Genomic DNA, 26,075 nt, shown 5'->3' with positions numbered 1-26,075 from the left:
ATATTTCCAAGGCCGACCGAAACCGTCAGGCGGCGCCCCTCTTGCGCTGCGGGCCTACATCGTCCGGCAGAACCGGTTCGAGCGCGAAACCGGCCTCGATATCCCCTTCGGCTTCCATGGCGGTCGGAGGCGCCGCGGAAGCCTTGCGGTTCGATTGCAGAGCGCGGTGCAGGATGAAGGTCGGCAGGAGTGCTCCGGCGAAAACGATTGCTGTGATCAGAAAACCGTCACGATAGGCGGCTGCGGCCGCCTGATAGACGACGGTCTGCCCTAGAAGCCAGCCGGAAGCCGCCGCCTGATCAATCGGCGCAACGCCGAGTTCGCTCATGGCCCGGACGGCACCCTGAACATAGGCAGTCGTCGCGACATTGTCCGGCGTCTGCGTCGCGGCGATGAGATCACCATGAAAGGCGCTGCGGCGTTCCACGATCACCGCCAAAATCCCCGTGCCGAGTGCGCCGCCGAGCTGCCGCGTAAAATTCATCGCCCCTGAACCCTGGCTCAGAAGTCGTGGCGGAAGCACCGTCAGAGAACCCGCGCTGAGCGACGGAAACACGAAGCCCAGACCGACACGGCTTATCACCGTCCACCACGCCAGCGTCCAGAAGGCCGTATCGACATTGACGTGCGAGAGGAGCCACGATGCGTAGGCGAAGATGGCCATGCCAAGACCGATGAGCACGCCCGGGGGCGCCACGTCGCTGAGTTTTCCGGCAAGGGGGAACACGAAAACGAGCGCGAACCCCGCCGGCATGAGAAGCAGTCCGGCCTGCGTCGCCGTAAGGTTCTGAATCTGCTGGACGAAAATGGGCAGTAGATAGGTCGAGCCGAACAGGCCCGCCCCCAGCACGAAACTGACGACACAGGCTGCGGCGAACGGCCCGTTGGAGAACAGTCGCAAATCGAGCATCGGATGAGGGGTCCGGTGTTCATGCCAGAGGAAGGCTCCACCGGCTGCGAGGGCCAGAGCGATCTCAACGATCACGATGTTGGAGTTCCATCCCAGGCGCTGGCCACTCGAAATCGCCTGAAGCACCGACAGGAGGAACACGGAAAGATACAGGATCGCCGGCCAGTCGAGCCTTTGCCGCTCGAGGTCCGGATTCCTGGTCGGCAGGAACAGATTGGCGAGAACGATGCCGACCACGCCGAACGGGATGCCCAGATAGAAGAGGAAGCGCCAATCGAAATTGTCCATCAGGACGCCCCCGACCCACGGCCCGAGCGCTGGCGCCAGAACCACGCCGATGCCGAAAATGCCCATCGCCGCCCCTCGCTGCTGCGGCGGGAAGACCTGGAACATCACCACCATCGCCAGCGGCTGGACGATCCCCGCGGCCAAACCCTGGAGGATGCGGGAAACGACCAGCACCGTCTGGTCCGGCGCGACGCCACCGACGATAGAGCCAAACAGGAACAGCGCCAGAGCGCCGATCATCGTAAACCGCTGTCCGAACGCGCGTTCGCACCAGGCCGTCATCAGCATGGTCACCGTCATGGCCGCCAGGAAGCCGGTCGACAGCCATTGGGCCTGCACGGAGTCAATGCCGAACTGGCCCATGATCGCGGGTATGGCGACATTGACGATCGTCGAGGACAACACGACCGCAACGGCGGCCACCATCGCCGTCAGGGTGGCCAGCCAGCGATACCCGGGACCGAAGCGAACGAAAAAGGCGTCAGTCGACGACATCGATCGTCGCCTCGACCATCATGCCGGGGCGCAATGGGATGTGTTGCTGGACGATCTCGAGGCGAACCGGGATACGCTGGGTGACCTTGGTGAAATTCCCGCTGGGATTGGGGTTTGGAAGAAGGGCGAACTGACTGGTCGCGGCTCCGCCCACCTCGGAAACCCGAGCATCGAACACCTGGCCGGGATAGGCGTCGATCTTCACTCGCGCAGGGGCTCCCACGGTGATCTTGCGGACATCGGTCTCCTTGATGTTGACGTCTATCCAGATCTCCGACGGGTTGTGGTACATCAACAGTCGTGTGCCGGCGGTGACGAACTCGCCCGGATCAATGAAGGTCTGGTCGATCACGCCATCGAATGCGGCGCGAATTTCCCGACGGCCGAGATCCAGGGTCTGCTGACCGCGCTGAGCCCGCAACCCTTCCTTCTGAGCGTCGAGCGCGGCGACTTGCGCTTCCAGCACCTCGACCTCACTCGTACCCTCGCGGGTGACGCCGACCTGGGCCCGCGACCCCGCGATCTGAGCCTGGGCGCGCGCAGCATTTTGTTCGGCCGCGCGAAGACGGGCCTGGTCTTCGTCAAATCGGCTCTGGGCGACCAACCCGCGCTCGAACAGGGTCTTGGACCGATCGAAGGCGCTACGCGCCGCCGCGACTTCCGCCTGCCGGGCCAGAGCATCCGCCTGGGCCGCCGAAACGCCGGCCGCCGACACGCCCATCTGCTCTCCGACCCGTCTGACGACCGCGGACTGTTGCGCCCTGAGCTGGGCCTGCTGGGCCTCGATGCGCGCGATCTCCGCATCGATCCGTTCGAGCGCCAAGCGGGAATCAGCCGGATCGATGCTCGCCAGGAGCTGCCCGGCGCGGACCCGCTGGCCCGCCCGGACCTGGAGGTCAACGACCCGCCCAGAAACTTCGCTGCTGACCGCGATCACATGGGCGGCGATCCGTGCGTCGGTGCTGTTCACCTTTCCGGCGCGCAGGGTGAACCAGCCGAATATCACCGCCAAGCCAATCAGCAGCACGGCGATCATCATAACTAGCCTTCGTCGACCGGGTCTGGCCTTGCGGGCTTCGGCGGCGCGAGGGGGCAAGGCGTCGGCGCTCATAGGTCTTCCAACCGTCTGTTGATATGCTCGATCACCCGCGAGGCCGTGGCCAGGTCCTCCTCGGACAAGCCCTCGGTGATTTCGCGCCGGACCTGCTGGGCGATTTTCAGAATTTCGGCCAACACGGGTGTGGCGGCCTTCGTCAGGTGCACCGCATTGACCCGCCGGTCTCCGGCGATCGCCTCGCGACGTATCAAGCCGCGGCGCTCCAAGTCGTCCAGTTGACGAACAAGCGTCGGGGGTTCGATGCCGATCCGCGACGCCAGCTCTTTCTGGCTCAGCCCATCTCCGGCTTTCTCTAACTCGAGAAGTGCGTGCCAGCGGGCCTGCGTCAGATCGGCATGCTTCAGGCGCTCGTCGAGGCGGTTGCGCCATCGACGACCTGCAAGCGCGATGGCGCGGCCGAGAGTGAATTCAGAAGGCATCGCCCTGGTGAATAGCTTGCAAAGCATTAGCATGCAAAGCATATTGCTTTGATGCAATCCCGCTTGTCTGTCGGCGTCCAATGGGCCGCGAACGACCTTAAATTCATGGTCTGGTTCGGCCTTTCCAGTGGCCGCGCGAAACTGCTGTCCGCACTTTGGGAGGCCCAGGGTGACCTTGTGGAAAGCCGGTCCTTGGGGCTCAGTCGGCACACTGTGTACGTCTATGTCTGCGATCTGCGGACGGCGTTGTATCCGGGGGCGATCCACACACGGTCGAAGTTTGGCTACGCCTTGACGATCAGCGGGCTGGCCGAATGCGAGGCTGCGTTGGAAGCGATGTCCAGGGACGCGTTGGCGGCTGGCTGCGCCGCAAGACGAATTGCCGCCTGATCGCGTACCCAGGTTGCTTTCCTGCGTTCCCGGCCGTGGGTCTTTCGGTATCGAGAGCCGGCTTCAACCACGACGACGACGGCGTCCGAGGCCGCCCCTTAGGCCGAGCGTTGGCCACCAAAAGATAGGGTAGATTCGCCATAGGCACGTCTACGTGAGATGGATTGACGCGCACCTGTGTTGGAGGAAGATCTTTGCGAAGCTCCCTAGTTTTTACTGTTTTGATGTCCGGCCTGGCGGCATGCCAGACAGCGCCAAAAGTCCAGTCCGGCTTCCTTTCGTCCTATGACGGATTGACGGAGCGTTCGGACACAATTCGCGCTTCAGTTCGCGAAAGGCGCGACGACGCTGCAGCCGAGGCGATTGATCAGCTGTTCATAGAGCCGAGCGTTCTTCAGCCCGGTGCCGCGGACGGCCTTTCCGACGCCGAGACGGCCTTGGTGTTGGCGGAGGCCGATCGTCAGATCTGCTATGAGCTCAGCGAGCGGTTCACTGTGCTGTCGGGACAGGACTCGTCCGCCGCCCGGGTTCGGACGGCCGTCACCGGTGTGCGTCCAACCGGCCAAGCTGCCTCTGCGGCGTCAGCCTTGGCCGGGTTCTTCATTCCCGGTCCGATCGGAGTGCGCGCACCGGGTTCAACGGGGGGTTTGGCCGTGGAAAGTGAGTTGATCACGACGGATGGTCGGCAGGCGGCCGCCTTGGTCTGGGCGCGCGATGCGAACGTGATTGGTACGGATTCTCCATCACTCTCGCGGGTCGGAGATGCCCTTCAACTCGCCGAGCCCATGGGGGACGCCGTCGGCGATGCGTTTGCGCCGAGAGACCGGAAACCTCGCAAGATTGCCGATCCGGATCCGTGTCGCCGGTTTGGCGCACGCGTGCAGCCCGCCGGCTTTCTGGCAGGCATGGCCACGGGTCTGTACTTGCCTGAACTCAGCGGCGCGGGCGCAAGGCCAGGAGAGCTGACCGAGCCCCCAGAACATTAGGGTCTGACGGGCCCTTGGCTGGCCGGCGACCTCTCTGGTCGCCAACCCGTGCTGATTTCTTTACTTTCGACAGAATGACGGGCGGGCGCGCCTCCCAGTACTGACAGCGCTCGCAATCGGCGGCTAGAACCGCACTGCCACGTTTGATGGTCTGGATCTTCCTGTGGCTTCCTGCCGCGTCCTGATTGCTTGCGACGCGGGTTTCGTGGATTTTCTCGGCTAGGCCGCAGGGTGTGGTCTATGACGATGGGCATGCTTGTCCCGCATGGTTTGATCGCCCTCCTCCGGGACACTGACGCCATCGTTTCGGGGGGCGATTCGGGACGCGCTTTCATAACAGCAACGTGATAATGAAATCGCCGCTGTGCGACTCCAGCCGGATCAGGTCAGGACGTCTGGAAAGGTTCATTGGGGTTACGGAGTTCAGACCCGGTCCAAGCCAAAGCCGCCGCCAGGGCGTTCATGCTGCACCAGCGGTCATCCGCCATGAAACGGGCCTCAAACTTATCATACGGCATCTCGGGGAGGAGGGACGATCGGCCCGTTGAAATTGTTTTACAACATCGATCCAGTCCTCGGTCGTGTCCTCTCCAATGCGGCTGTTTTGCTGGGGGGACGGGTCGCAAATGCGGTCATGGGTCTGGCGGCGATCGCCCTGACGGCGCGCACGCTGGGGCTGACCGGCTTTGGGGTGCTGATCCTGATCCACGCCTTCGCCCAGTTCCTGGGCGAGACGGTGAAATTCCAGTCCTGGCAAACGGTGCTGCACTACGGCGCCCGCCCGCTGGCCGAGGGGCGGTCGGCGGATTTCGGCAAGGTGCTGCGCTTCACCCTGGCCCTGGACGCGATCGGGGCCATCGTCGGCGTCGCGGTCGGGCTGATCGCCACCCTGGCGTTCGGGGATTGGCTGGGCCTGTCGCCCGAGCATCGCCCGGCGGCGGCCCTGTATGTCCTGTCGGTGGCCTTGATGGTGTCGGCGACGCCGATGGGATTGCTCAGATTGCTGGACCGGTTCGATGTCCTGGCCCGACAGACCGCGCTGGTCGCCCTGGTCCGGCTGGTCGGGTGCGGGATCGGATTTGTGACGGCGGCGTCGATGCCGGTGTTCCTGGTCTTCTGGGCGGGGGGCGTGGTCACCGGGTTCGTCTATATCGCCTGGGCCGCCTGGTCGGAGCTTAAGGCGCGCGGCCTGCTATCCGGCCTGACCTGGCGCGGCGGCCCTCTGACCGAAGGCATGCCGGGGGCCTGGCAATTTGCCTGGTCGACCAACCTCAGCGCCACGGTCGATGTGGCCTTCACGCATGTGATCACCCTGGCCATCGGGGCCCTGGTCGGACCGGCCCAGGCGGCGCTGTGGCGGATCGGGCGTCAGGTCGCCGACGCCATCGCCAAGCCCGCCCGGCTGCTGACCGCCTCCCTCTACCCCGAACTGGCCCGGCTGCATGCGGGCGAAGGCGGACAGACCGGGATGTGGCGGCTAGCGCGGGTGATCGGTCTGCTGGCCGGGGCGCTGGGCGTCGTCCTGATGGGGCTGACGCTGGGCGGTGGCGAATGGCTGTTGCGGATTACGATGGGGCCGCAGTTCACCCAGGCCGCGACCCTGATGACCTGGCAGGTCGGGGCCGCCGTCATCGGTCTGGTCGCCCTGCCTTTCGAACCGATGCTGGTGTCGCTGGGGCGGGCGGGGACCGCCCTGTGGGTCCGGCTGGTGGTCTGCATGGCCTATCTGGCTGTGCTGGGACCGGTGGTGACGCATCACGGAGCCCTGGGCGCGGCGGTGGCGCTGGTGATCGCCTCGGCGCTGATGGCTCTGGGTATGTTCGTGTGCGTGTTCCATAATCGGCGGAATCACCCGCAGGACCGGGGAGAAGACGCACAGAAGGCCCGGCCTTGACCACCCCCACGCCCACCGCGCCGGATCGTATCGTCCGCCATGCCGACTTCCCGACCCTGACCCAGGCGCTGGATTTCGCGGCGATGGGAGAGACGGGCCTCACCCTGTATGGCGGGCGCGGGGAGTGCCTGCGGGCGATGACCTATGCCGAACTGCGGACCGAGGCCCTGGCCCTGGCAGGCCGTCTGCTGGCCGGCGGCCTGAACCCCGGTGACCGGGTCGGATTGGCCGCGGAGACCGACGCCGACTTCATCCGCGCCTTCTTTGCCTGCCAGTATGCCGGTCTGATGCCCGCCCCCCTGCCCCTGCCCGCGCCCTTGGGCGGCCGCGCGGCCTATGTCGAGCAGATCGCCCGGATGCTGGGCGCGGCCGAGGCCTCGGCCGTGTTCGGGCCCGCCTCCTACGCCGAATGGCTGCGCGAGGCGGCGGATCAGGCGGGCGGCATCGCGATCGGGCCGTCGCTGAACGAACTGCCTGAGGCCGTGGATGTGACCCTGCCCGACATCGGCCCCGACGACCTCGCCTATGTCCAGTTTTCGTCCGGCAGCACGCGGTTCCCGACCGGGGTGATGGTCACCCACCGTTCCCTGATGGCCAACGCGGTGGCGATCACCCGCGACGGGCTTCAGGTCGTGGCCCAGGACCGCGCCGTGTCTTGGTTGCCGCTCTATCACGACATGGGGCTGATCGGATTCCTGCTGGCCCCGCTGTGTTGCCAGATGACGGTCGATCTGTTGCCGACCAGCGCCTTCGTGCGGCGGCCCCTGCTGTGGCTGGACCTGATGTCGCGCCACGGCGGCACCGTCTCCTACAGCCCGACCTTCGGCTATGAGCTCTGCGCCCGACGGGCCGAGACGGGCTCGTCCGCTACGTTCGACTTGTCCCGCTGGCGGATCGCGGGCGTCGGCGGCGACATGGTCCGGGTCCGCCCCCTGACCGAGTTCGCCGAGCGGTTCGGCGGGTCGGGGTTCGATGCCAAGGCCTATGTCGCCAGCTATGGCATGGCCGAGGCCACCCTGGCCGTGGCAATGGCTCCGCTGGGCCGCGGTCTGCAGGTTGAGACCCTCAGTCTGCGGGACCTGGAGGGTGACGGCGACGTCACGCGTGCAGCCATCGACGCGCGGTCGCGTGGGTTCGTCCGCTGTGGCCCGGCCCTGCCGGCGCACCGGGTCGAGGTCCGCGATGCCGATGGTCGTCCCATCCCGGACGGCCACGTCGGGCGTATCTTCATCCAGGGGCCCAGCCTGATGCAGGGCTATTTCGGCAATCCCGATGCGACCGCTGACGTCCTGTCCGGTGACGGCTGGCTGGAGACCGGCGACCTGGGCCTGATCGTGGAGGGCGAGATCGTGCCGACAGGACGGGCCAAGGACTTGATCCTGATCAACGGCCGCAACCTGTGGCCCCAGGATCTGGAATGGAGCGTCGAGGCCGAACTGGACAGGGTCCGCAGCGGCGACGTCGCGGCCTTCCACATCACAGACGGCGACGCCGAACGGGTGGTCGTGCTGGTCCAGTCCCGGTCCGGCGATGCAGAGGCCCGCGAGACTCTGACCAGCGAGGTCGCGGCCCTGCTGCGGGCCCGGCACGGGGTCGAGACGGCGGTGCATCTGGTCGGGCCGCACGACCTGCCCAAGACGACCTCGGGCAAGCTGAGCCGGACGCGTGCACGGGCGCTGTTCCTGGCCGGAACGTTCGACGGCCTGCAGGCCGGACGACCGTGAGGCGGCGCGTCTCCATCACCGGAGCGACTGGTTTTCTAGGCCAGCATCTGGTCAGGGCCTTTGCCGACGCTGGCTGGACCGTGCGTGTGCTGGCACGGCGCGATCCCGTCGCTGCGGTTGGCGATATCGCGGGGCTTGAGGTGACGCCCGGCGATCTTGAGGACAAGGGTGCGTTGCGGGCCCTGTGTCACGGGGCCGACGTCGTGATCCATGCCGCCGGCTTGGTGAAGGCCCGGCGCGATGAGGATTTCCACCACGTCAACGCCGAAGGAGCAGACCGGCTGGCCAGGGCAGCACAGGCGGTCGCTCCCAATACCCATGTCATCCTGGTATCCTCCCTGGCCGCGCGGGAGCCCCAGCTGTCCCCTTATGCGGCCAGCAAACGGGCGGGAGAGGTCATGATGGCGGCCCGGTTGGGCGACCGGCTGACCATCGTCCGGCCCACCGCCATCTACGGCCCCGGCGACCGAGAAACCTTCGCCCTGTTCGCGGCCACCGCGCTAGGATGGCCCCAGCCTGTGTTGCATCCCAAGGCCTGCATCACCCTGGTCCATGTCGCGGACGTCGCGCAGGCCCTGCTCGCACTGGCCGAGCGCTCACCCCGTTCTGCGTCGGTCGCGATCTGCGACGATCGCCCGGAAGGTTACAGTTGGGCCGAACTGACCGTTGCGGCGGCCCGGGCCGTGGGGCGCGAACCCACCACATTTCGCATCCCCGAAAGCGCCCTCAAACTCGCAGGCGTAGTGTCCGGACTGTCCCGGCTTTCCGGTCGCTCTTCAGTCCTAACGCCCGGAAAGGCCCGCGAAATCCTGCACCGCGACTGGAGCGTTTCACCCGAGGAACGCGGGCCGGCACCCGCTGTCGTCTTCCCCCTTGTCCATGGATTCACCGACACCGTAGCTTGGGCGAGACGCGCGGGCTGGCTCTAATCGGACAAACGAGCATCAGACGTGTGACAGTTCTCTGGCAATTTGTCAGAGAGCCGATTAGGCAGTGGATGTTGGAGTCCCATGGGTGGGCGCGCGTGAGTCAATCGGCAGTGACGGACCTGACGGTTCATAAGATTCAGCAGGCCGTCGAGCTTGTCCTCGGGCGCGCGGTCACGATCGACCGAGACACCGACATCGCGCGCGATCTCGCCGTCGATTCCCTGGCGCTGATGAACATCGTCATGGAGCTGGAGGACGCGTTCGACGTCTCCATGCCGCTGGACCGACTGGCGACGGTCCAGACCATCGGCGACCTCGCCGATATCATTTCCTCCCTGCGTCAGGCGGCCTGAAGAATGGCTCTGTTCGATCGATATCTCCCTCAGGTCGAGGCCTATCAGTCCATACGCGCCTTCGGGGCCGACCCGTTCAGCATGCGGTTCGACGCCATCCTGTCGCCGACAGAGGCCGAGTATGGCGGACGGCGTGTCATCCTGCTGGGCACCAACAACTACCTCGGCCTGACGTTCGATCCAGCCTGTATCGACGCCTCGGTCGAGGCGACGCGGACCTGGGGCACGGGCACCACCGGCTCGCGGATCGCCAACGGCAGTTTCGACGGCCACTTGGCGATGGAGACGGCCCTGGCCGCCTTCTATGGCCGGAAACACGCCATGGTCTTCACGACGGGGTACCAGGCCAATCTGGGTGTTCTGTCATCGCTGGTCGGGCGCGGCGATCACCTGATCCTGGACGCCGACAGCCATGCCAGCATCTATGACGGGGCGCGGCTGGGCCATGCCGAGGTCATCCGCTTCCGTCACAACGACCCCGAGGATCTGGCCAAGCGTCTGCGCCGTCTGGGCGATGCACCCGGCAACCGGATGATCGTGGTCGAGGGCATCTATTCGATGATGGGCGACGTGGCCCCCCTTCGCGAGATCGCCGCCATAAAGCGCGAGACCGGTGCCTATCTGATGGTCGACGAGGCTCATTCGCTGGGCGTGCTGGGCGCGACCGGGCGGGGTCTCGCCGAGGCGGCTGGCGTCGAGGACGACGTCGATTTCATCGTCGGCACCTTCTCCAAGAGCCTGGGCGGGATCGGCGGATACCTGGTGTCTGACATCGCCGACTTCGACGTGCTCCGGGTCGTCAGCCGCCCCTATATGTTCACCGCCTCCCTGCCGCCCGCCGTGGTCGCTTCGACCTTGAAGGCACTGGAGCGGATGCAGTCCGAGCCGGGGTTGCGATCGAAACTGGCCGCCAATTCGCAACGGCTGTTCGACGGCCTGAACGCCTTGGGCTTCACCACCGGGGCCACGGCCTCGCCGATCGTGGCGGTGGCGATGTCGGACACGGCCGAGGCCCTGGCCTTCTGGAACGGCCTCCTGACCCAAGGCGTCTATCTGAACCTCGCCCTGCCGCCCGCGACGCCGGACAGCCGCCCGCTGCTGCGCTCCAGCGTCAGCGCCGCCCACAGTTTCGAACAGATCGACGCCGTTCTGGCCGCCTTCGCCACCGTCGGCCGGTCGATGAACCTGGTGGCTCCGGCCGCTCAGCGCGCGTCGCGCTGAGCCCGGCGCTTTCGCCGCCATAGCCTGTACAGCACCCCCGGCGAGGCCAGCACCGGATGGCGGATACGCCACGGCGTCAGCGGGACGATCAGCCCGGTGTGACGCTCGATCTTCCAGGCCGCGTACTGGGTCGCGCCGGTGAAGGTGAAGGCGGCCTTGATCAGCCGGGCGATGTTCAAGGGCTTACCCAACCGCCGCCGACGTCGCCATTCGCTCAGGATTCTGTGGCGCTCTGTCGAGTTCAGAGACGGGCTCAGAAGCGCGCCGTCCCGCCGAAACGCGATCCCGCCCGCCGCCCAGGCCAGCGGCAGGATGGCAGCATAACGATCCGGGTCGAAACCGACGATCTGGTCCTCGCGCCCGGCACGCTCCACCCGAAACTCGGCGCGATAGGTCTGGGCGAACAGGGCCCGCCACCAGACCAGTGGTTCTCCGCTGCCGGGCCCCAGAACGGCGGCATAGCGGGCGGCGGTGACGGCTGCGTCGGCGACGGCGCGCGTCACCGCATGGCGGTCCGCTTCGCCCCTGGTCCAAACGAGGGCGGAGGGCTGGACGAACCGAGTCCAGATGGTGGTGTCCAGTCGTTGGCCCGCCGCCGCCTCGGCGAACGTTTTCAGCGGCAGGACCGCGACCTTGGCCCGCAGCACCGCGTCGCCGCGGGTCCATTCGCGGAAATCGACCTCGGGCCACAGCTTCCTCTCGCGCCAGCCGCGCAGGCCGGTCCGGTGCGGCCCGTCGGTCAGGATGTAGAAGTCCAGCACGCCGTCCAGATCGCCCGTCCGCAGGACGGACCCGTAGAACAGCACCGCCGCCGTATTCTGCTCCGCCGCCAGAGCTTGGGCGAAGGTGCGCACGAGCTCCGGAACCGGCATGGACATGTCGCGCGCGACCAGATCGATCAGAAGCTCGGTCATGCGGTCACGAAGGTGACAGTGGGCCCCTGACGCACCGTGACGTGCCCGCCCGGATAGACTTCGCCATCGAGCACGAAGGCCTCCAGACCGTGGAGCGAAACCGTCTGCGGGCTGTGCCGCCGATAGCCCGCCCGTTCTAGCCAGATCGGTTCACCCGCGGCCAGTATGGCAACCAGGGCCGGAATCAGCCGACGCGGCGGGGCATCGACGTCGAGCAGCTTCAGACCTGGACGCGGTCGTCCGAACGGTCGGAATTTCAACGGGAACCGTTCCAGGGTGCTGGCTAGGACAAGGAACCGCTGTCGGGCCTCGCTCGCGCTTCCGTCAAGGGCCAGTGCCAGCCGCTCGCCCGCGCCGAACCCCTGCGCGCCGCCGAAAGCCGTACTGAAGACGGCTCCGATCAGGGCGGCCCCGACCGCCAGGCTGTCAATAACCCCGATCCGGTGCGCGCCGGTCGCCATCCGCGTGGCCCCGGCATAGGCCCCGGTGCCGAAGACGAAGCCGCGGAGCGCGGGTGAGGCCTCGCCGTCGCGGGAGACCTCCAGCATGGCCCGGGTCGCGCGGCGCTCGGGCGAACGCGCCGCCGCGATCGCCGCCTCGACCGACCAGCGCGAGGGGACACCCAGGTCGCGCGCCAGCACATTGGTCTTGCCGTGCGGCACGACGGCCAGCAGCGGCAACCGGCCCGCGAAGGCTGGCCAGGCCCGTGTCAGCACGTCTCGCAACGTCCCGTCCCCGCCATCGACGATCAGCAGATCGACCCCGGCCTCCGCCATCCCGGTCAGGGCCAGCGCCAGGGCCTCGGCCGTATCGGGGGCGGCATGGATCACGTCCGGCGACACAGGCCGAGGCGACCGGGCGCGGTTCCTGTGGCTGCGTGGATTGTGGATCACCCCGACCCGCATCACACCTCCAGCCAGGACACCAGCGGACGCCGCGCGCCCAGCCCTTGAACGATCTGGACCGCGTGGACGACCAGGCACAGGGCCGTCCAGACGCCGACGGCGATGAGGCCGATGTTGGGCCGACCGACCAGGGTCGCCGCGCTCAGCAGCAGCAGATTGGGGTTCCGCCGCGCTGTGACCAGCCGGAAGAAGCTGTCGAACCGCCGCCAGGCGTGCATATGCATGCCGAACAGCCGGATGAAGATTCCCTCCTCGATCCGCTGCGCGACATAGCCGCCGACGATGACGGCCAGCAGCAGTTCCGGATGCGGCAGGTCGAACCCTGACGCCTGTACTCCCACGAACCAGGCCCACCACCAGAACGGCGGATGGATCAGGTCGATGCCATGGTCGAACACATTGCCCCAGGGCGACGACCGCAGCGTGACCCGCGCCAGCTTGCCGTCGACCGTATCGAGAAAGGTCATGACCCAGGCCGCGACCAGCCCCCAGCCGAACTCGCCGTCCCAAAACAGATACATCGCCACCAGCACCAGGATCAGGCTGGCGAAGGTGACCTGGTTCGGGCTGATCCCGGTCAGGGCACACCAGCGGGTCACGAGCCGCGCTGGAACCGGCCAGACGTATTTGGTCACCAGATCGGTGATGCCCTTGTACGATCCCTGGAACAGCCGGGCCTCGACCGCGCGGGCATTGCCGGCGTCCAGCCGCTCCAGCACCGGGGCCTCGCGTTTCCTCAGTGCGCTGTTGTAGGTCAGGTCGGCGGGGTCGAGCCGGGTCAGGTCACGCAGGGCACCGGATACATCGTCCCCGGTCAGCAGGGCCTCGACGGCGGCATCGGCGTCCGCGTCCCGAACATGGGCGGCGACCGGCAGGCCTTCGGCGTCGGTCATCACGCTCTCGGGACGAGCGATGACGGCCTTGATCAGCGATTCGTCGAACACCCGGTCGGCCAGCACCAGGACCACCGTGCCCGAACCCGCTATTTCGCCCTGCGAAACGCTCGCCCGCTCGAAGATCCGACCCAGCCGTTCCGCCGAACTCATGCCCCAGATCCGCGCCGAGCCCTCGCCCAGCACCCGCGCGCGAGGCGTGGCATCCGTCATCTGTTATACGCCCCGTTGTCGGCCCGCTCGCGGAGCCCGAATCTTCATAAAACAACTGCGGCCCGCCGTGGCCAGAAACTGATCCGATTGCCCCGTTTTCGTCTCGCCCACCTGTCGGACCCGCATCTGCCGCCGCCTCCGATGCGGCTGGACGAGGTGCGGCTGAAGCGGCTGGTCAGCGGTCTGGCCTGGCGTCGCAAGGGCCATCTTCACCGCCCCGATGTGCTGACGACCCTGATGGCCGACATCGCAGCGACCCGACCGCACCACATCGCGGTCACCGGCGACCTGACCAATTTCTCGACCGAGGCCGAATACGCTGCTGCGTCAGATTGGCTAGGCACGCTGGGCCCCACCGCCGATGTCACGGTCTCGCCCGGCAATCACGACGCCCTTGTCGGACCCGCGGACCCTGCACGATTCGCCGCCTGGCGGGCCTGGCTCGGTGATGAAGGCGACGGCTTTCCCTTCGTCCGGCGACGCGGCCCGGTGGCCATCCTGAACCTGTGTTCGGCCATCCCGACGCCGTTGCATCTGGCCCAGGGGCAGCTTGGGGCCGATCAGATCGCGCGGCTGGAGGCCGAGCTGACGGCGACGCAGCAGGCGGGTCTTTGCCGGATCGTCCTGATCCATCACCCGGTCGCGGACGGGGTCGTGGCGGATCGCAAGGCGTTGACCGACCGGCCCGCGCTTCAGGCCATGCTGGCGCGCGCGGGGGCGGAACTGATCCTGCACGGCCATGCCCACCGATCGACCGTGTCCTCGGTGGCGGGACCGGACGGGCCGATCCCGGCGCTGGGGGTGCCGTCCGCCTCGCTGTCGCCCGCTGAAGGCGAGGCGGCGCGCTGGCACGAGATCGCGATCACGCCCTGCGAGACGGGCTTCGATATCGACATCGCCGCACGCGGTATTCAGGCGGACGGCACCATGAACAGGCTGGGTGGCTACCAGCTGGCGACCCGCACAAGAGGCAAAATCGGCTGACCTGACGTCGGCCCGGCCAGAATGGCGTGACTGGCAGAAGTAGGGAGACTAGCGATCCCGAAATGGCGCTATTCAAACAGGCCCGTGCACACTCAGGGATAGCGGGTCTGGATCCGGATCGTGTTGTCGCCGGGCGTCACCGCAAACCGCACGGAGCGGAACGACGGCAGGCCCAGCCGCGCCGGGGCGTCGTTGGAAAAGCCGAACCCTTCCGTCGGGCGACCGATGGCGCTGCGGTCGAAATCGCTGTCGCCGTCGGCGTCGTGATAGATGACCACCGCATAGGTGCCCGCCTCCGGCAGGTTGAAACAGGCCCGCGTCGTCGGCGCCAACGCCCGCGTCCGCACCCGCAGCAGCTTGCCACCGGGAGCCAGGAACCGCCGCGCATTGTCGGGATAGATCGTCACTGCGATCTGGCCCTCGGCCGCCCGCACGCCGTTGACGATGACGTTCAGCCGCGTCCCGCCATCCGCCGCGCCCTCGCAGGTCTGGGCCTGGACGGCCCCCGCCGAGGCGATCAACGCCGCACCGGACACCAGGGCCGCGATCAGGAAAGGTCTGGCTTTCACGATTTGTCTCTGTTTCCTATAGGCCACGCCGGTCCGGACCGGTTATCTTGGCCATCATGACCAATCCGACCGCAACGGCCTTTGGATATCCGCACACGCTTGTCGCGGAAACAACTCACTGGCTTGTTCTGGTCCGGCCCAAACAGCCCACATGGGGATCGCTGGCCCTGGTGTGCAAGGAGCCGGTCCAGGCCTTCGCCGACCTCAGCGCCGAGGCCTTCGCCGATCTGAAGGTCGCGACCACCGGCATCGAGGTCATACTGGGTCGCTTGGTGGCCTATGAGCGGATCAACTATCTGATGCTGATGATGGTCGATCGCGACGTGCATTTCCACGTCATCCCCCGCTACGACGGCGCACGCGAGGACGCCGGTCTGACGTTCACCGACGCCGGCTGGCCCGGCCCACCCGCGCTTGGCCAGAGCATCGATCTGGACGCCGATCAGGCCGCCAGCCTGGCCCGGCGGCTTGGTGAAGCCTGGCCCCGGACGGAGGTGGCGGCGCAGTGATCCGTCTGCGCATCCTCGACCGCTATTCGCTCCGGCTGACGCTCTGGCCGATGGTCGGGGCGATCGTCGTGACGCTGGTGGCGCTGTTGCTGGAGCGGGTGCTGCGGCTGCTGGACGCCCTGTCCCAGAGCGACGGACGGTTCGGTTCCGTGCTGGAGCTGACGGCCAATCTCGTTCCGCATTATCTGGGCCTGACCCTGCCTGCTGCCTTCTTCGTGGCCCTTTTCATCGTGGTGTCGCGACTGAACGACGGGTCCGAGATCGACGCCATGCTGGCCAGCGGCCATTCCCTGACCCGGATCGCGGCTCCGTTTGTCGGGCTGGGCGTCGCCCTGATGGTCCTCAGCTTCATCCTGTTCGGCTTCGTCCAGCCCTACAGCCGATATGCCTACCGCTCGGTCCTGCACAGCGCCCAAAGCGCGGGCTGGAGCGGGGCGGTTCCGGAACGGGCGGTGATATCCACTGACGACGGCCTGCTGATCACCGCCAACACCACCGATGCCTCAGGCCGGTCGTTGAAGGGCGTCTTCATCCGCCAGCTCAATCCGAACGGCGCTGAGCTGATCACTACCGCCGACCGAGCCGATGTCTCGATAAATCCTGAGAGCGGCACCGCCACCGTCACCCTGCACCAGGGTCGCCAGATCCGGATCGGTCGCGACGGCAGGCCCAAAGTCTTCGTCTTCAGCGGCTTCTTCGCCGACATCCCCCTGACCGGGGCGACGAAGCTGCTGCGGGATCGCGGCGGGGATGCGCGCGAGCTGACGCAGGTCGAGCTCGTGACCGGAGGAGGTCGGACCATTCCGCTGCAGGAACGGATGGCCGAGTTCTATGGCCGACTGGCGCGAGCCCTCGCTCTCCCGCTGCTGCCGCTGCTTGCGCTGCCGCTGGGTCTGGCGGCCAAGCGGGGCGGGCGGGCGCCCGGCGTCATCCTGGCCGGGGTCATCCTGATCGCGTTCCAGAACCTGCTCCAGCTCGGACAGGGGCTGGCGACCAGCGGGCGGGCCGACGCCATCGTCGCCGTGGGCCTGCCTTTCGCGGGGTTCGCGGGCCTGTGCGTCTGGATCTTCATGGGTAGCCGCCGACGCCCCGGCGACACCCCTATCGCCCGGCTGACGCAGCGCCTGGGGGCGGTAACGAGGCGTGTCATCCGGCTGATCCCCGCACGGCGGCCCGCCCGCGCATGATCCTGGCCCGTGTCATCCTCAAGGTCGTGGGGTTCCGCATTCTGGCGGCGCTTGCCGTGCTTTTCGCTGTGCTTCAGGTGCTCGACCTGCTGGACGCGACGACCGACGTGCTGGACCGCGGGCTGGGTGTCAGCGGCGTGATGACATATGCCGCGCTGCGCGCGCCAGGCCTGCTGATCCAGGCCCTGCCCATCGCGGTCCTGGCCGGCAGCCTGCTGGCCTTCAACCAGCTGGGTCGGGAGAGCGCGATCATCGCCATGCGGGCCAGCGGCATCTCTACGTTTCGCCTCATCGGCCTGTCGCTACCCGCGGCCCTGGTCGTCGTCGCGGCCCATCTGGTGATCGGCCAGGCGATCGCCCCGCGCACCGATTCCGCGCTGGAACGCTGGTGGCGGGTCACCGAACCGGTGGATGATCGGAAGCCGCCGGAAAGCCGCAGCTTCCGCATCGGAGCCGACATCGTCACCGCCACCGCAAATCCCGACCGCGACACCAGCCTGATCGACGTCCGCATCTATCGCCGGACGCCGACGGGCTTGTTGGTGACCCGGACCACGGCGTCTACGGCCCGTTTCGACAACGGCGCCTGGACCCTGAGCGACGCAAGGACCGTGACGATCGCACAAGGGGGCGAGGGTGTTCGCGATGTCGTGTGCATGACCTGGCCGACCACCCTCCGTCCCGTCGATATCCAGACCGTGTTTGGCGACACGGCCGCGACCACCTCGGCGGAAGCCCGCCGCGCGCTGCGTGAGGGCGCGGCCCTGCGGTCCCCCGCCTTCTACCAGATGACCCTGCATCGGGCCTGGTCGACGCCATTCGCGTCGCTTGTCATGCTTCTGCTGGCGATCCCGGTGGGCTTGGTCAGCTATCGCGGCGCCCAGGCTCCCGTTGTGCTGGCGCTTTGCCTCGGGGCCGGGTTGCTGTTCCTGGTCGTCGACGGGCTAATGGCGGCCGTGGGCGAAAGTGGGGTCTTGCCGGTGCTGCTGGCCGCCTGGGGCGGGCCGATCGTATTCGCCGCCGCCGCCATGATGGTCCTGTTGCGGGAGGAAGGCGCATGATGCCGTTGCAGATCGTCCCGGTCGTCACCCCGGCGGAGCTGGACCGGTTCATCGCGCTGTCCGACCGGATCAACGCGGGGGATCCGAACTATGTGCCGCCGCTGCGGATGGAGCGACGCGATGCCCTGTCGCCCAAGAAGAACCCCTTCTTCGCCCATGCCGATGTCCAGCTGTGGATGGCGATCCGCGACGGGCGCGACGTCGGCCGGATCAGCGCCCAGATCGACCACTTGGCCCCACCCCGCGCGGACGGTCCCGATGGCCATTTCGGCCTGATCTGCGCCGAGGACGACGCCGCCGTATTCGCCGCCCTGTTCGAGACCGCCGAGTCCTGGTTAAAAGCGCGGGGCTGTCGCCGGGCTCTGGGTCCGTTCAACCTGTCGATCAACGAGGAGGTCGGCCTGCTGATCGACGGCTTCGACACCCCGCCGATGGTGATGATGGGCCACGACCCGGCCTATGCAGCTTCCCGGATCGAGGCCCTGGGTTATGCCAAGGCCAAGGACGTCTTCGCCTATACCTCGTCCTTCGACCACGACCTGCCCGCGCCGGTCACGCGGCGGGTAAAACGCGGGCCGCCGCCGGGCCTCGTGCTCCGCCCGCTCGACATGCGCCGTTACGATGCCGAGGTCGATGCCTTGACGGACATCCTAAACGACGCCTGGTCCGACAATTGGGGGTTCACGCCCGTCACGGAGGCGGAGACCCGTCAACTGGCAATTGCGCTGAAGCCAGTGATTGATCCGCGCCTGACCTGGTTCGCCGAGATCGACGGCGACGTAGCCGGTTTTGTCGTCTTCCTTCCCAACGTCAACGCGGCGATCGCGGACCTGAAGGGGCGGTTGCTGCCTTTCGGTTGGGCCCAACTGCTGTGGCGGCTGAAGGTGCGGCGCGTCAAATCGATCCGCGTTCCCCTGATGGGGGTCAAGCGTCGCCATGCCAGGACACAGAAGGGGATCATGGCGCCGTTTCATCTGGTGCATATCGCCCGCAGCCAAGCCCGCGCACTGGGCTATCGGCACTGCGAGATGTCGTGGATCCTCGAGGACAACACGGCCATGCGAGGGATCCTCGAATCGCTCGGGGCCCGCATCTACAAGACCTATAGAATCTATCTGAAGACGCTCGTTTGACCGGCTTCACGGCCCTGATCCTGGCCGGCTCGCGCGGCGGCCCGGAGCCCGTGGCCAACTACGCCGGCGTGGCGCACAAGGCCCTGATCCCGGTCGACGGGACGCCGATGATCCTGCGCGTGGTCGCCGCCCTGGGTGAGGCCGGAGCCAGCCGAATCGCCGTCTCGACCGACGAGACCGAGGTCATGGCGTTGTTGGCCGGGTATGGGGTCGAATGCATGCCTCCAAGCGCCCAGCCCAGCCTCAGCGTCCGATCGGCCTTCGAAGCCCTGGGGGCGCCGCTTCTGGTGACGACGGCGGACCACGCCCTGCTGCGTCCAGAATGGATCACCCAGTTCCTCGCCGACATGCCGCCCGAGTGTGACCTGGCCCTGCTGCTGGCCGAACGGCGAGTGGTGGAAGCGGATGCTCCACGGACGAGGCGGACCTGGTACCGGTTCGGGCGACGGGCCTGGTCCGGCTGCAACCTGTTCTATCTGGCTACGCCCAAGGCCGGGGACGCCCTGGCGTTGTGGCGGACGGTCGAGGTCCATCGCAAACAGCCGTGGCGCGTGGCGCGCCTGATCGGCCTGACCGGCCTGGCGCGTTATCTCGGCGGGCGCCTGACGATCCACGAGGCCGTCGCCCGTCTCGGAGACTCGATCGGGGTCCGGGCCGCTGTCGTGCCAAGCCGCTTCGGCCTCGCCGCCGTGGATGTGGACAAGCCCGAAGACCTCGAACTGGTCCGTTGGATCGTCGAGGATCAGCGCGCCAGCCAACCCTGAACCAGGGCCTCGTTGGTTGCCACATCGGCCAGGAAATCCATCTCCCCCCAGCCCAACCCCTCGATCGAACAGACGCTGACGCCCCCGCCTTGGCGTGCCAGCTCGTGGATGATGCTTAGATACCACCGGCGCAGGTTGTCCGGATCGCGCAGCGCCGCCTCCATCGCAGACCGGAAACGGGCAGCGCCCCGGTCCGAGAACCGCAGGAAGCCGATCGATTCGGCGTCATAGGTCTGGATTGTCTTGCCGATGGCGAACAGATCGTCGCCACGCGTCTCGACCTTCATGTCGTCGGCGTCATAGGTAGGCTTGCGATCGACGGTCACGACGATGTCGGTCATTGGGGCCGCGATCAGTCTGTCTGCAATAGCGGGCTCGAACAGGGTGTCCCCGTTCAACAGCAGCACGCCCGCCTCGAACCGATCGCGTACAATCCAGCAGGAGGCCAGGTTGTCGGCAACCCCGTAAAAGGGGTTGTAGACGGTCGAGACCGCCATGGCCCCCAGTTTCAGTCTGCCGATCTCGTCCTCGACCAGCGAGGCCCCGAAACCGGTGACCACGACAACCTCTTCCACGCCCGCCGCCTGAAGATGCGTGAGTTGCCAGGCCAGCAGGCTGCGCCCGCCCAGTTCCACCAGGCATTTCGGCCTTGCCTCTGTCAGGGGCAACAGCCTCTTGCCCTGGCCCGCGCTCAGGATGATGGCCCGTTTTGTCGTCACCCGGATTGTCCCTGCATGAAGTCCATGATGGCTCGCGCCGCCCGCTCGGAGGCCGGTTGGGGGCCGGTCGAGAAGGTCTCGGCGAAGCCCGCGGTCTGGGCAGCCAAGAAATGCCGGTGATTCCGCCGTGCCGCATCGATGGCCTCGACCAGATCGATCGTGGTCTCCCGAACCGGCCCGAACCGCCAATGGCCATAGTTCTCGTCGCCCTGCCAGTCGACGCCCCCGGCGTTCAGGAAGACACAGGGTTTGGGCGTGCGCAGGAACTCGTAGGCCTGGCTGCTCACGTCGCCAAGGTAGACGTCAGCCAATGTGGTCCAGGTCATGTCGATCGACCGGTCACTGCCGCGATCGATGTAGATGTGAGGCCGGCCCTCATAGTCGTCCAGCAGCCCCGCCCAGCGCGCCCTCGCGGCCCTGCCGTCCAGCAGTCGGACGTGAGGCGCCACGACCAGGTTGTAGCGATCCTGATCGGCGAAGGCGCTGAGCACATCCGCGCCGAACCGTTCCCACGAGCCAAGATTGGAGAAATGAGGATTGTAGAGCACCACGGGCCTGTCATTAGCGAACGGTCGAAAGCTCGGATCTCGGATAGCATCCGCCGCCTCGAACTTGGGGTAGCCGATGACGGCGTGATGACCCTCACGGATCAGGCCCTCGCGCTGCATCCGCGCCCGGTGCTTCTCGCCCGCCATCAGGACGAAGTCGAAATCCGCGATCCGCCGATCAAATCCGGCCGCCCGGTCCCCCGCCCCATGGTCCAGATGAATGAAGCGAGGCCGGGTAACCCCCAGCCGCTTCAAAAATATAGACGTCCGCTCCGGCACGGCGATGGCGTCCGATTCGTTCAACCAGCCCGCTGCGGTCACCATTGTCAGAAGTTTCGGCGGGTTCCTGCCGCCCGAGATCGTCTGGGCGATAGAAAGAAGCGACGAACTTATATTGTAATACTCGATTGCTGCGTCGCCCAGTCGAGAGGCTGCGAACCGAGCGTATTCGAGCTGCCAAGCGCCAGGCGACGCAATAACGACGCGCGCTTCGGATTTAGCAGCCAAGCGCACTGCTGTCGGCAATCCATGCAGCAGTTGATGATTTTGCGCATTGAATAGAAAGACTATCTTCACCCCGGTATTGGCGTCCCAAAGAGTCTTAAATAAATAGAATTAATAATCCACGTAATGATACAGCGCCACCTTGGCGTTGCGCATATAGAACATGATGTCCAGCCACGTCGCCAATATAGAAAATACCAGGGATTCTGATCCAACGCCGTCACCGACCGCTGCGCCTATAACCCGTCCGCGTCGTCGGGGGACGCTCATCTCAGCGGCATCGATCAGGGTCCTAACCGTAGCCATATATGAAGGCCTTTCAAGCCGCCCAGCTTAGACCGACGCCTATGAATGCCGGCTCTCGTGTTGGATCGTAACGGAGTGGGCACAGGTCGCCGTTGGCGGAGCATCGACCGAAGGTCGTCGGACTCCGGGTCCTCGACGTTAACCGCCAATCGATGTAGGTTGCCGGTTAACAGAGTAGGTGGCCGATGTTTTCAGCGTGGCGAGATATTGCAGTCTTCGTCGATGAGACCGGGGCCGGAGATCGGATCGCTCGTCAGGCGGCAATCCTTGCGAAACGTCACAACGCGCATCTGGTCGGAATATTCGGGATGGCGCGCGAACCATCCCATCCGTCGGACGACTTCGCGAGGGGCAGGCAAGGTATACAGCACGTCATAGCCAAACGCCGCGAAGAGGAGGCCGGCAAAGCACTCGCCGCTGGGAAACAGTTCAGCGACCTTCTGAGAGACTACGACGTCGGAACTGAGTTTCGAGTCGTCTGGCGCGGCGACGCTGCTGATGATATTGTCCTGAATGGACTGAACTGCGATTTGATCATCGCAAGCCATCCAAAGCTCGATAATCTTCCAGATAACTGGTCAGGCGAACACCTTTTGCTTGTGACGAGCGCCCCTGTGTTGAGAATCTCCACCGGCTGGGAAGATCGATCTGTGGGTAAGAATGTCCTGATTGCCTGGAATGGCAGCCGGGAAGTTCGCCGAGCGGTCAACGACGGCATGCCTCTTCTTGGCTCTGCCGATTCGGTTACAGTGCTGACTGTAGATCATGATCGCATACCTGGGGGTATCGGATCGACGGCCGACGATGCTGTCCGCCATCTTCTAAGGCATGACATAGACGCCAACCTCTCCTCGATTGAGTCCGGGGGGCGCCCGGTTGCAGACGTCATTCTAGACTACGCAGCTTCTATCAGCGCCGATTTGCTTGTTATAGGCGCCTACAGTCATCCCCGAACGATCGAGCGTCTGTTCGGCGGCATCACCCGTTCGTTGCTGGCCGATGCCGAGATGCCCCTGCTCATGTCTCGCTGAAGCGTCAGGGTCAGTCGAGGGCAAGTCACTGGACCGGCGCCGCGGCGTTGCAGGACGGCTTTCGAAACCAGGAGAATGCTGAGGAGAAATCAAGCAGGCTTGTTCCAGCAGCTAGAACGCGATTTCGAGAAGGGTCGGGTCCAAAGTGACCTTGACCCGGATGTCGGAACGGACAGTGCCGGATCGGGCCCCTCGTCGCCGATCGCACCTTAAGGTCGTTATTCGTTATAGGCTCTACCCCCAAGTCTCGCATTCTGGGGGGCCTCGTCGAGGGACAGGCATCCGACCGCCTGACGCACCATCATGGCCGCCGGGCCTCGCTGAACTCGATCGCTTCATCTTCTCTCCATGTTCAGAGCCCAAGCGCAGAACAAGAAACCAGATCAGATCGCTCCAAAGCTTCAGGGGCAGGTCAGAGCGTCACCGCCATCAGGCGTCAGTCGCTGGCTCAATACCGTCAAGCCCGAGGCGCCGGCCGGCAAGGCCATCTTCGACAACTCCGCTGCCCACAGACACCCCTGGGTGATCGACGGGCTGAAGCGCCGCCCACAATGGAGGCTCCATTTCACGCCGACCTCGGCGCCGGGCCCAACGCCGTCAAGGGCGTTGTCCCCATCCTTTCCAAGCGTCGTCTCGCCCGTTGCGACTTCAACGCGTCGTCGCTCTCCCGGCCGCCGTCAACCGCTTCGTCGGACGACATTCAGCAGCCCAAGCCCTTCTTCCGGACCGCCGAGCCAGACAGAATGATCGCCGCAGCCAACCGGCGCCCAGACGCAGGGATTTAATCCATAGAGGGCGGTTGTGGGCGATGATCTATTAGACTGCCCTCGGGCCGACGCCGAGTGACATCACCGCCATCCAGACCGCCATGGCGATCATCATCAGGTTCTCGGTGAGCGATAGGAAACCCAGAGGCACATTGCTGTCGCCGCCGACGCAGGCGCATTTCAGTTCCCTCTTGTCGATATAGACGGCCTTGAACACAGAGATCGCGCCGATGCCTCCGATGACCAGGGCGACGGGCGCCGACAGCCAGGTCAGCACGCCCGCGACCATCAGTGCGCCCGCTCCAAACTCCGCGAAGGGGTAGATCTTGCCATATGGGACCCAGCGCTTGGCCAAGAGGTCGTAATTCAGGAACATGGACGAGAAACTCTCGATGTTCTGGAGTTTCAGCATCCCCAGCACCATCATAGACAGCGCAATGAACCACTCGCCCGCCCGCCCGGTCAGCGGGGTTCCGTAGATGACAAGGCTAAGCATTGAGGCCATGACGGCGGTCGTCAGGAAAACGACCAGCACCGGCGTATAGGTCGTCGCCTTGGGGTCGCGGACCTTGAGGCCCAGGTTGCGACGCAGGTCGTCGTGACCGCCTATCCGCTGTCCGTCGATGAAGACCTGGGGTGTCGTGTTCACGCCGTACTGGGCCTTGAAGGCGTCGGTCTGCTCGCGGGTCGTCAGCCAGTGGTCCTCGACCCGATAGCCCCGGCTTTTCAGCAGGTGACGGGCTTTGAGCCCCCAGGGGCAGGTGTGGTCGGGCATCACCATGCGATAGATGATGGCGGTCTTGGTCATTGCAGCCTCCGTGACATTGAAACCGGAGGCCCGCCCCCAAGTTCCGTAGCACGACGGAGTCAAGCGTGAGTGTGCGGACTATCGCAGCCCTGACGCGAGAGGAGGATGTGGCTTTTGATCTGTTCCGGGAAACTGGATCACTGGACGTTAGAGTTTTCTGCTGAGATTTCCCTGCTGGGAATCAGCGGAAGACCATGAAGGCATCAGCATTTTCGGACGCCCAGAAGGCGTTCATTCTGAAGCAGGGCGCGGACGGCGTGCCGGTGGCGGAGATCTGCCGGCGGGCCCTGGATCAGGCAGGCGACGTACTTCAACTGGAAGAAGAAGTACGACGGCCTGCTGCCGACGGAGATGAAGCGGCTGAAGCAGCTCGAGGACGAAAACGGGCGGCTGAGGAAGTTGGTGGCGGACCTGTCGCTGGACCGGGAGATGCTACAGGACGTGATCCGCCGAAAGCTCCGAGGCCTGGTCGCAGCGCGAGCTGGTGGAGGGTGATCGGGGTGATTGGGGCGTCGATCCGGCGGGCGTGCCGGGTTCTGGAGAGAGGCACGTGGAGCTATCACTACCGATCCCGTCGCCCCGACCAGGCCGGCTTCGAAGCCCGGATCAAAGCGATCAGCGAGACGCGCGTACGCTACGGCTATCGCCGGGTGCACGTGCTACTGGAACGCGAAGGCTGGCGGATCAACATTAAAAAAATCCACCGGATTTACAATGTATTGGGCCATCAGCTGCGCAACAGGACGCCCAAGCGGCGGTTGAAGGCCAAGCTGCGCGAGGATCGCTGTGAGGCAACTCAGCCCAACGAAACATGGGCCATGGACTTTCTCCACGACCAGCTGGCGACGAGTAGCAAGATCCGGGGCTTGAGGGTTGTGGACAGCTTCAGTCGCTTTTCGCCGGTGATCGATCCCCGGTTCACATACCGGTCATAAAACGTGGTCGAGGCGCTGGACCGCGCCTGTGCCGAGCTGGGCTATCCGAATGCGATCCGGGTCGATCAGGGGACCGAGTTCGTCTCCCGGAACCTAGACCTGTGGGCCTATGCCCGCGGCGTCACCCTGGACTTCTCCAGGCCGGCAAGCCCACGGACAATGCCTTCATCGAAGCCTTCAACGGCCGCTTACGGGCCGAGTGTCTGAACGCCCACTGCTTCCTGACGCTTGCGGATGCGGCCGAAAAGTTCGAGGCTTGGCGCAGAGACTACACGAGGTCCGGGCCCATGGGGCCATCGGCAACAAGCCGCCGATCGCGTTGATGAATCCGGGTGACACAGCCCGCCTGTCACCCTGACTTGGGCCGGGAAACTCCAGCTCCGGGTGCTCCAGAGAATGGAGGCGGATCACCCCCAATGTAATAGTCATCATAGACCGCCAGCACCCGCACTAAAGGGTGAGGCCGAACAGCGCTTACCTTGACGCTGGGATGGTTGACGCCCGATCCTACGTCGAACCGCTACTCGGACCAACCGGCCGGCCTATTGCCATCTACATCAACCCCGGCCCAGATCACCCCGGCACTCTCGTTAAGGCGT

24 protein-coding genes and 1 pseudogene are annotated in these 26,075 nt (G+C 65.7%); 15 read left to right on the top strand and 10 right to left on the bottom strand.

Annotated elements, in window-relative coordinates; all coding sequences use genetic code 11:
• Positions 1–25 precede the first annotated feature (25 nt).
• The 3 genes from ACP693_RS02750 to ACP693_RS02740 all read right to left on the bottom strand — a co-directional run bounded on the left by ACP693_RS02750 (position 26) and on the right by ACP693_RS02740 (position 3,229).
• Positions 26–1,693: a DHA2 family efflux MFS transporter permease subunit gene (locus tag ACP693_RS02750; RefSeq protein ID WP_425986711.1), complete on the bottom strand. Its 1,668-nt coding sequence runs from the start codon at positions 1,691–1,693 to the stop codon at positions 26–28.
• Positions 1,680–2,732 carry an HlyD family secretion protein gene (locus ACP693_RS02745; RefSeq protein ID WP_426019193.1) on the bottom strand — a complete coding sequence of 351 codons (1,053 nt, stop codon included), beginning with the start codon at positions 2,730–2,732 and terminating at the stop codon, positions 1,680–1,682. Before ACP693_RS02745 ends, ACP693_RS02750 begins: the two co-directional genes overlap by 14 nt.
• 68 nt (positions 2,733–2,800) lie before the next feature.
• The gene (locus tag ACP693_RS02740) at positions 2,801–3,229 is read right to left on the bottom strand and encodes a MarR family transcriptional regulator (protein WP_425986715.1); all 429 of its coding nucleotides are present in this window, start codon (positions 3,227–3,229) and stop codon (positions 2,801–2,803) included.
• A 51-nt stretch (positions 3,230–3,280) separates the two neighbouring features.
• On the opposite strand from ACP693_RS02740, the gene ACP693_RS02735 reads away from it, so the two are divergent.
• The 7 genes from ACP693_RS02735 (at position 3,281) to spt (ending at position 10,726) form a co-directional block, all read left to right on the top strand.
• On the top strand, positions 3,281–3,619 hold the full coding sequence (locus ACP693_RS02735; RefSeq protein WP_425986717.1) for a helix-turn-helix domain-containing protein: 339 nt from the start codon (positions 3,281–3,283) through the stop codon (positions 3,617–3,619).
• Positions 3,620–3,843: 224 nt separating this feature from the next.
• Positions 3,844–4,605: a DUF3313 domain-containing protein gene (locus ACP693_RS02730; protein WP_425986720.1), complete on the top strand. Its 762-nt coding sequence runs from the start codon at positions 3,844–3,846 to the stop codon at positions 4,603–4,605.
• Between the two features lie 544 nt (positions 4,606–5,149).
• A complete protein-coding gene (locus ACP693_RS02725; protein WP_425986722.1) occupies positions 5,150–6,499 on the top strand; it encodes a lipopolysaccharide biosynthesis protein in 1,350 nt (449 codons plus the stop codon).
• Positions 6,496–8,223: a fatty acyl-AMP ligase gene (locus tag ACP693_RS02720; protein WP_425986724.1), complete on the top strand. Its 1,728-nt coding sequence runs from the start codon at positions 6,496–6,498 to the stop codon at positions 8,221–8,223. The genes ACP693_RS02725 and ACP693_RS02720 overlap by 4 nt, the downstream gene beginning before the upstream one ends.
• Positions 8,220–9,152, top strand: coding sequence for an NAD-dependent epimerase/dehydratase family protein (locus ACP693_RS02715; RefSeq protein WP_425986726.1), 933 nt, complete (start codon positions 8,220–8,222; stop codon positions 9,150–9,152). The genes ACP693_RS02720 and ACP693_RS02715 overlap by 4 nt, the downstream gene beginning before the upstream one ends.
• 95 nt (positions 9,153–9,247) lie before the next feature.
• Positions 9,248–9,505 carry an acyl carrier protein gene (locus ACP693_RS02710; protein ID WP_426029305.1) on the top strand — a complete coding sequence of 86 codons (258 nt, stop codon included), beginning with the start codon at positions 9,248–9,250 and terminating at the stop codon, positions 9,503–9,505.
• Positions 9,506–9,508: 3 nt separating this feature from the next.
• Positions 9,509–10,726: a serine palmitoyltransferase gene (spt, locus tag ACP693_RS02705; protein ID WP_425986728.1), complete on the top strand. Its 1,218-nt coding sequence runs from the start codon at positions 9,509–9,511 to the stop codon at positions 10,724–10,726.
• Here the strand turns inward: spt and ACP693_RS02700 are convergent.
• Genes ACP693_RS02700 through ACP693_RS02690 form a run of 3 tightly spaced genes read right to left on the bottom strand, consistent with a single transcriptional unit; the run spans position 10,708 to position 13,651 of the window.
• On the bottom strand, positions 10,708–11,640 hold the full coding sequence (locus ACP693_RS02700) for a hypothetical protein (protein WP_425986730.1): 933 nt from the start codon (positions 11,638–11,640) through the stop codon (positions 10,708–10,710). The genes spt and ACP693_RS02700 overlap by 19 nt on opposite strands.
• A complete protein-coding gene (locus ACP693_RS02695) occupies positions 11,637–12,545 on the bottom strand; it encodes a diacylglycerol/lipid kinase family protein (RefSeq protein WP_425986732.1) in 909 nt (302 codons plus the stop codon). Before ACP693_RS02695 ends, ACP693_RS02700 begins: the two co-directional genes overlap by 4 nt.
• The gene (locus tag ACP693_RS02690) at positions 12,545–13,651 is read right to left on the bottom strand and encodes a CDP-alcohol phosphatidyltransferase family protein (RefSeq protein ID WP_425986734.1); all 1,107 of its coding nucleotides are present in this window, start codon (positions 13,649–13,651) and stop codon (positions 12,545–12,547) included. The genes ACP693_RS02695 and ACP693_RS02690 overlap by 1 nt, the downstream gene beginning before the upstream one ends.
• A gap of 87 nt (positions 13,652–13,738) precedes the next feature.
• On the opposite strand from ACP693_RS02690, the gene ACP693_RS02685 reads away from it, so the two are divergent.
• Entirely contained in the window at positions 13,739–14,635 is an 897-nt protein-coding gene (locus ACP693_RS02685) for a metallophosphoesterase family protein (RefSeq protein ID WP_425986736.1), read from the top strand.
• A 92-nt stretch (positions 14,636–14,727) separates the two neighbouring features.
• Here the strand turns inward: ACP693_RS02685 and ACP693_RS02680 are convergent, their stop codons facing one another.
• Positions 14,728–15,204, bottom strand: a complete 477-nt coding sequence (locus tag ACP693_RS02680) for a DUF2141 domain-containing protein (RefSeq protein ID WP_425986738.1) — start codon at positions 15,202–15,204, stop codon at positions 14,728–14,730.
• Positions 15,205–15,260: 56 nt separating this feature from the next.
• Here ACP693_RS02680 and ACP693_RS02675 point away from each other — a divergent pair, with 56 nt between their 5' ends.
• From ACP693_RS02675 to ACP693_RS02655, 5 genes are read left to right on the top strand one after another with little or no spacing between them, the layout of a single operon-like run.
• Positions 15,261–15,713: an HIT family protein gene (locus ACP693_RS02675; RefSeq protein WP_425987086.1), complete on the top strand. Its 453-nt coding sequence runs from the start codon at positions 15,261–15,263 to the stop codon at positions 15,711–15,713.
• Entirely contained in the window at positions 15,710–16,900 is a 1,191-nt protein-coding gene (locus ACP693_RS02670) for an LptF/LptG family permease (RefSeq protein WP_425986740.1), read from the top strand. Before ACP693_RS02675 ends, ACP693_RS02670 begins: the two co-directional genes overlap by 4 nt.
• Positions 16,897–17,961, top strand: coding sequence for an LptF/LptG family permease (locus ACP693_RS02665; protein ID WP_426019196.1), 1,065 nt, complete (start codon positions 16,897–16,899; stop codon positions 17,959–17,961). The genes ACP693_RS02670 and ACP693_RS02665 overlap by 4 nt, the downstream gene beginning before the upstream one ends.
• Positions 17,958–19,094: a dATP pyrophosphohydrolase gene (locus ACP693_RS02660; RefSeq protein ID WP_425986744.1), complete on the top strand. Its 1,137-nt coding sequence runs from the start codon at positions 17,958–17,960 to the stop codon at positions 19,092–19,094. The genes ACP693_RS02665 and ACP693_RS02660 overlap by 4 nt, the downstream gene beginning before the upstream one ends.
• Complete coding sequence (locus ACP693_RS02655) at positions 19,091–19,858, top strand: nucleotidyltransferase family protein (protein WP_425986746.1); 768 nt, start codon at positions 19,091–19,093, stop codon at positions 19,856–19,858. The genes ACP693_RS02660 and ACP693_RS02655 overlap by 4 nt, the downstream gene beginning before the upstream one ends.
• Here the strand turns inward: ACP693_RS02655 and ACP693_RS02650 are convergent.
• Positions 19,837–20,577 (bottom strand): NTP transferase domain-containing protein, encoded by a 741-nt coding sequence (locus ACP693_RS02650; RefSeq protein ID WP_425986748.1) that lies wholly within the window; start codon positions 20,575–20,577, stop codon positions 19,837–19,839. The two genes, ACP693_RS02655 and ACP693_RS02650, sit on opposite strands and share 22 nt — an antisense overlap.
• A complete protein-coding gene (locus tag ACP693_RS02645; RefSeq protein ID WP_425986750.1) occupies positions 20,574–21,449 on the bottom strand; it encodes a glycerophosphotransferase in 876 nt (291 codons plus the stop codon). The genes ACP693_RS02650 and ACP693_RS02645 overlap by 4 nt, the downstream gene beginning before the upstream one ends.
• A 671-nt stretch (positions 21,450–22,120) precedes the next feature.
• Between ACP693_RS02645 and ACP693_RS02640 the strand changes: the two genes are divergently transcribed.
• Complete coding sequence (locus ACP693_RS02640) at positions 22,121–22,966, top strand: universal stress protein (protein ID WP_425986752.1); 846 nt, start codon at positions 22,121–22,123, stop codon at positions 22,964–22,966.
• An 816-nt stretch (positions 22,967–23,782) separates the two neighbouring features.
• On the opposite strand, the gene ACP693_RS02635 is transcribed toward ACP693_RS02640, so the two are convergent.
• Positions 23,783–24,541 carry a glutaredoxin family protein gene (locus tag ACP693_RS02635; protein WP_292078826.1) on the bottom strand — a complete coding sequence of 253 codons (759 nt, stop codon included), beginning with the start codon at positions 24,539–24,541 and terminating at the stop codon, positions 23,783–23,785.
• Positions 24,542–24,735: 194 nt separating this feature from the next.
• Here ACP693_RS02635 and ACP693_RS02630 point away from each other — a divergent pair.
• Positions 24,736–25,834, top strand: a pseudogene (locus ACP693_RS02630) (IS3 family transposase).
• The last annotated feature ends 241 nt before the right edge of the window (positions 25,835–26,075 follow it).

This window comes from Brevundimonas sp. TWP1-3 (genome assembly GCF_049896085.1).
GTDB lineage: Bacteria > Pseudomonadota > Alphaproteobacteria > Caulobacterales > Caulobacteraceae > Brevundimonas.
Note: the sequence above shows the minus strand (reverse complement) of the source record. Positions and strands in the feature narration are given on the sequence as shown.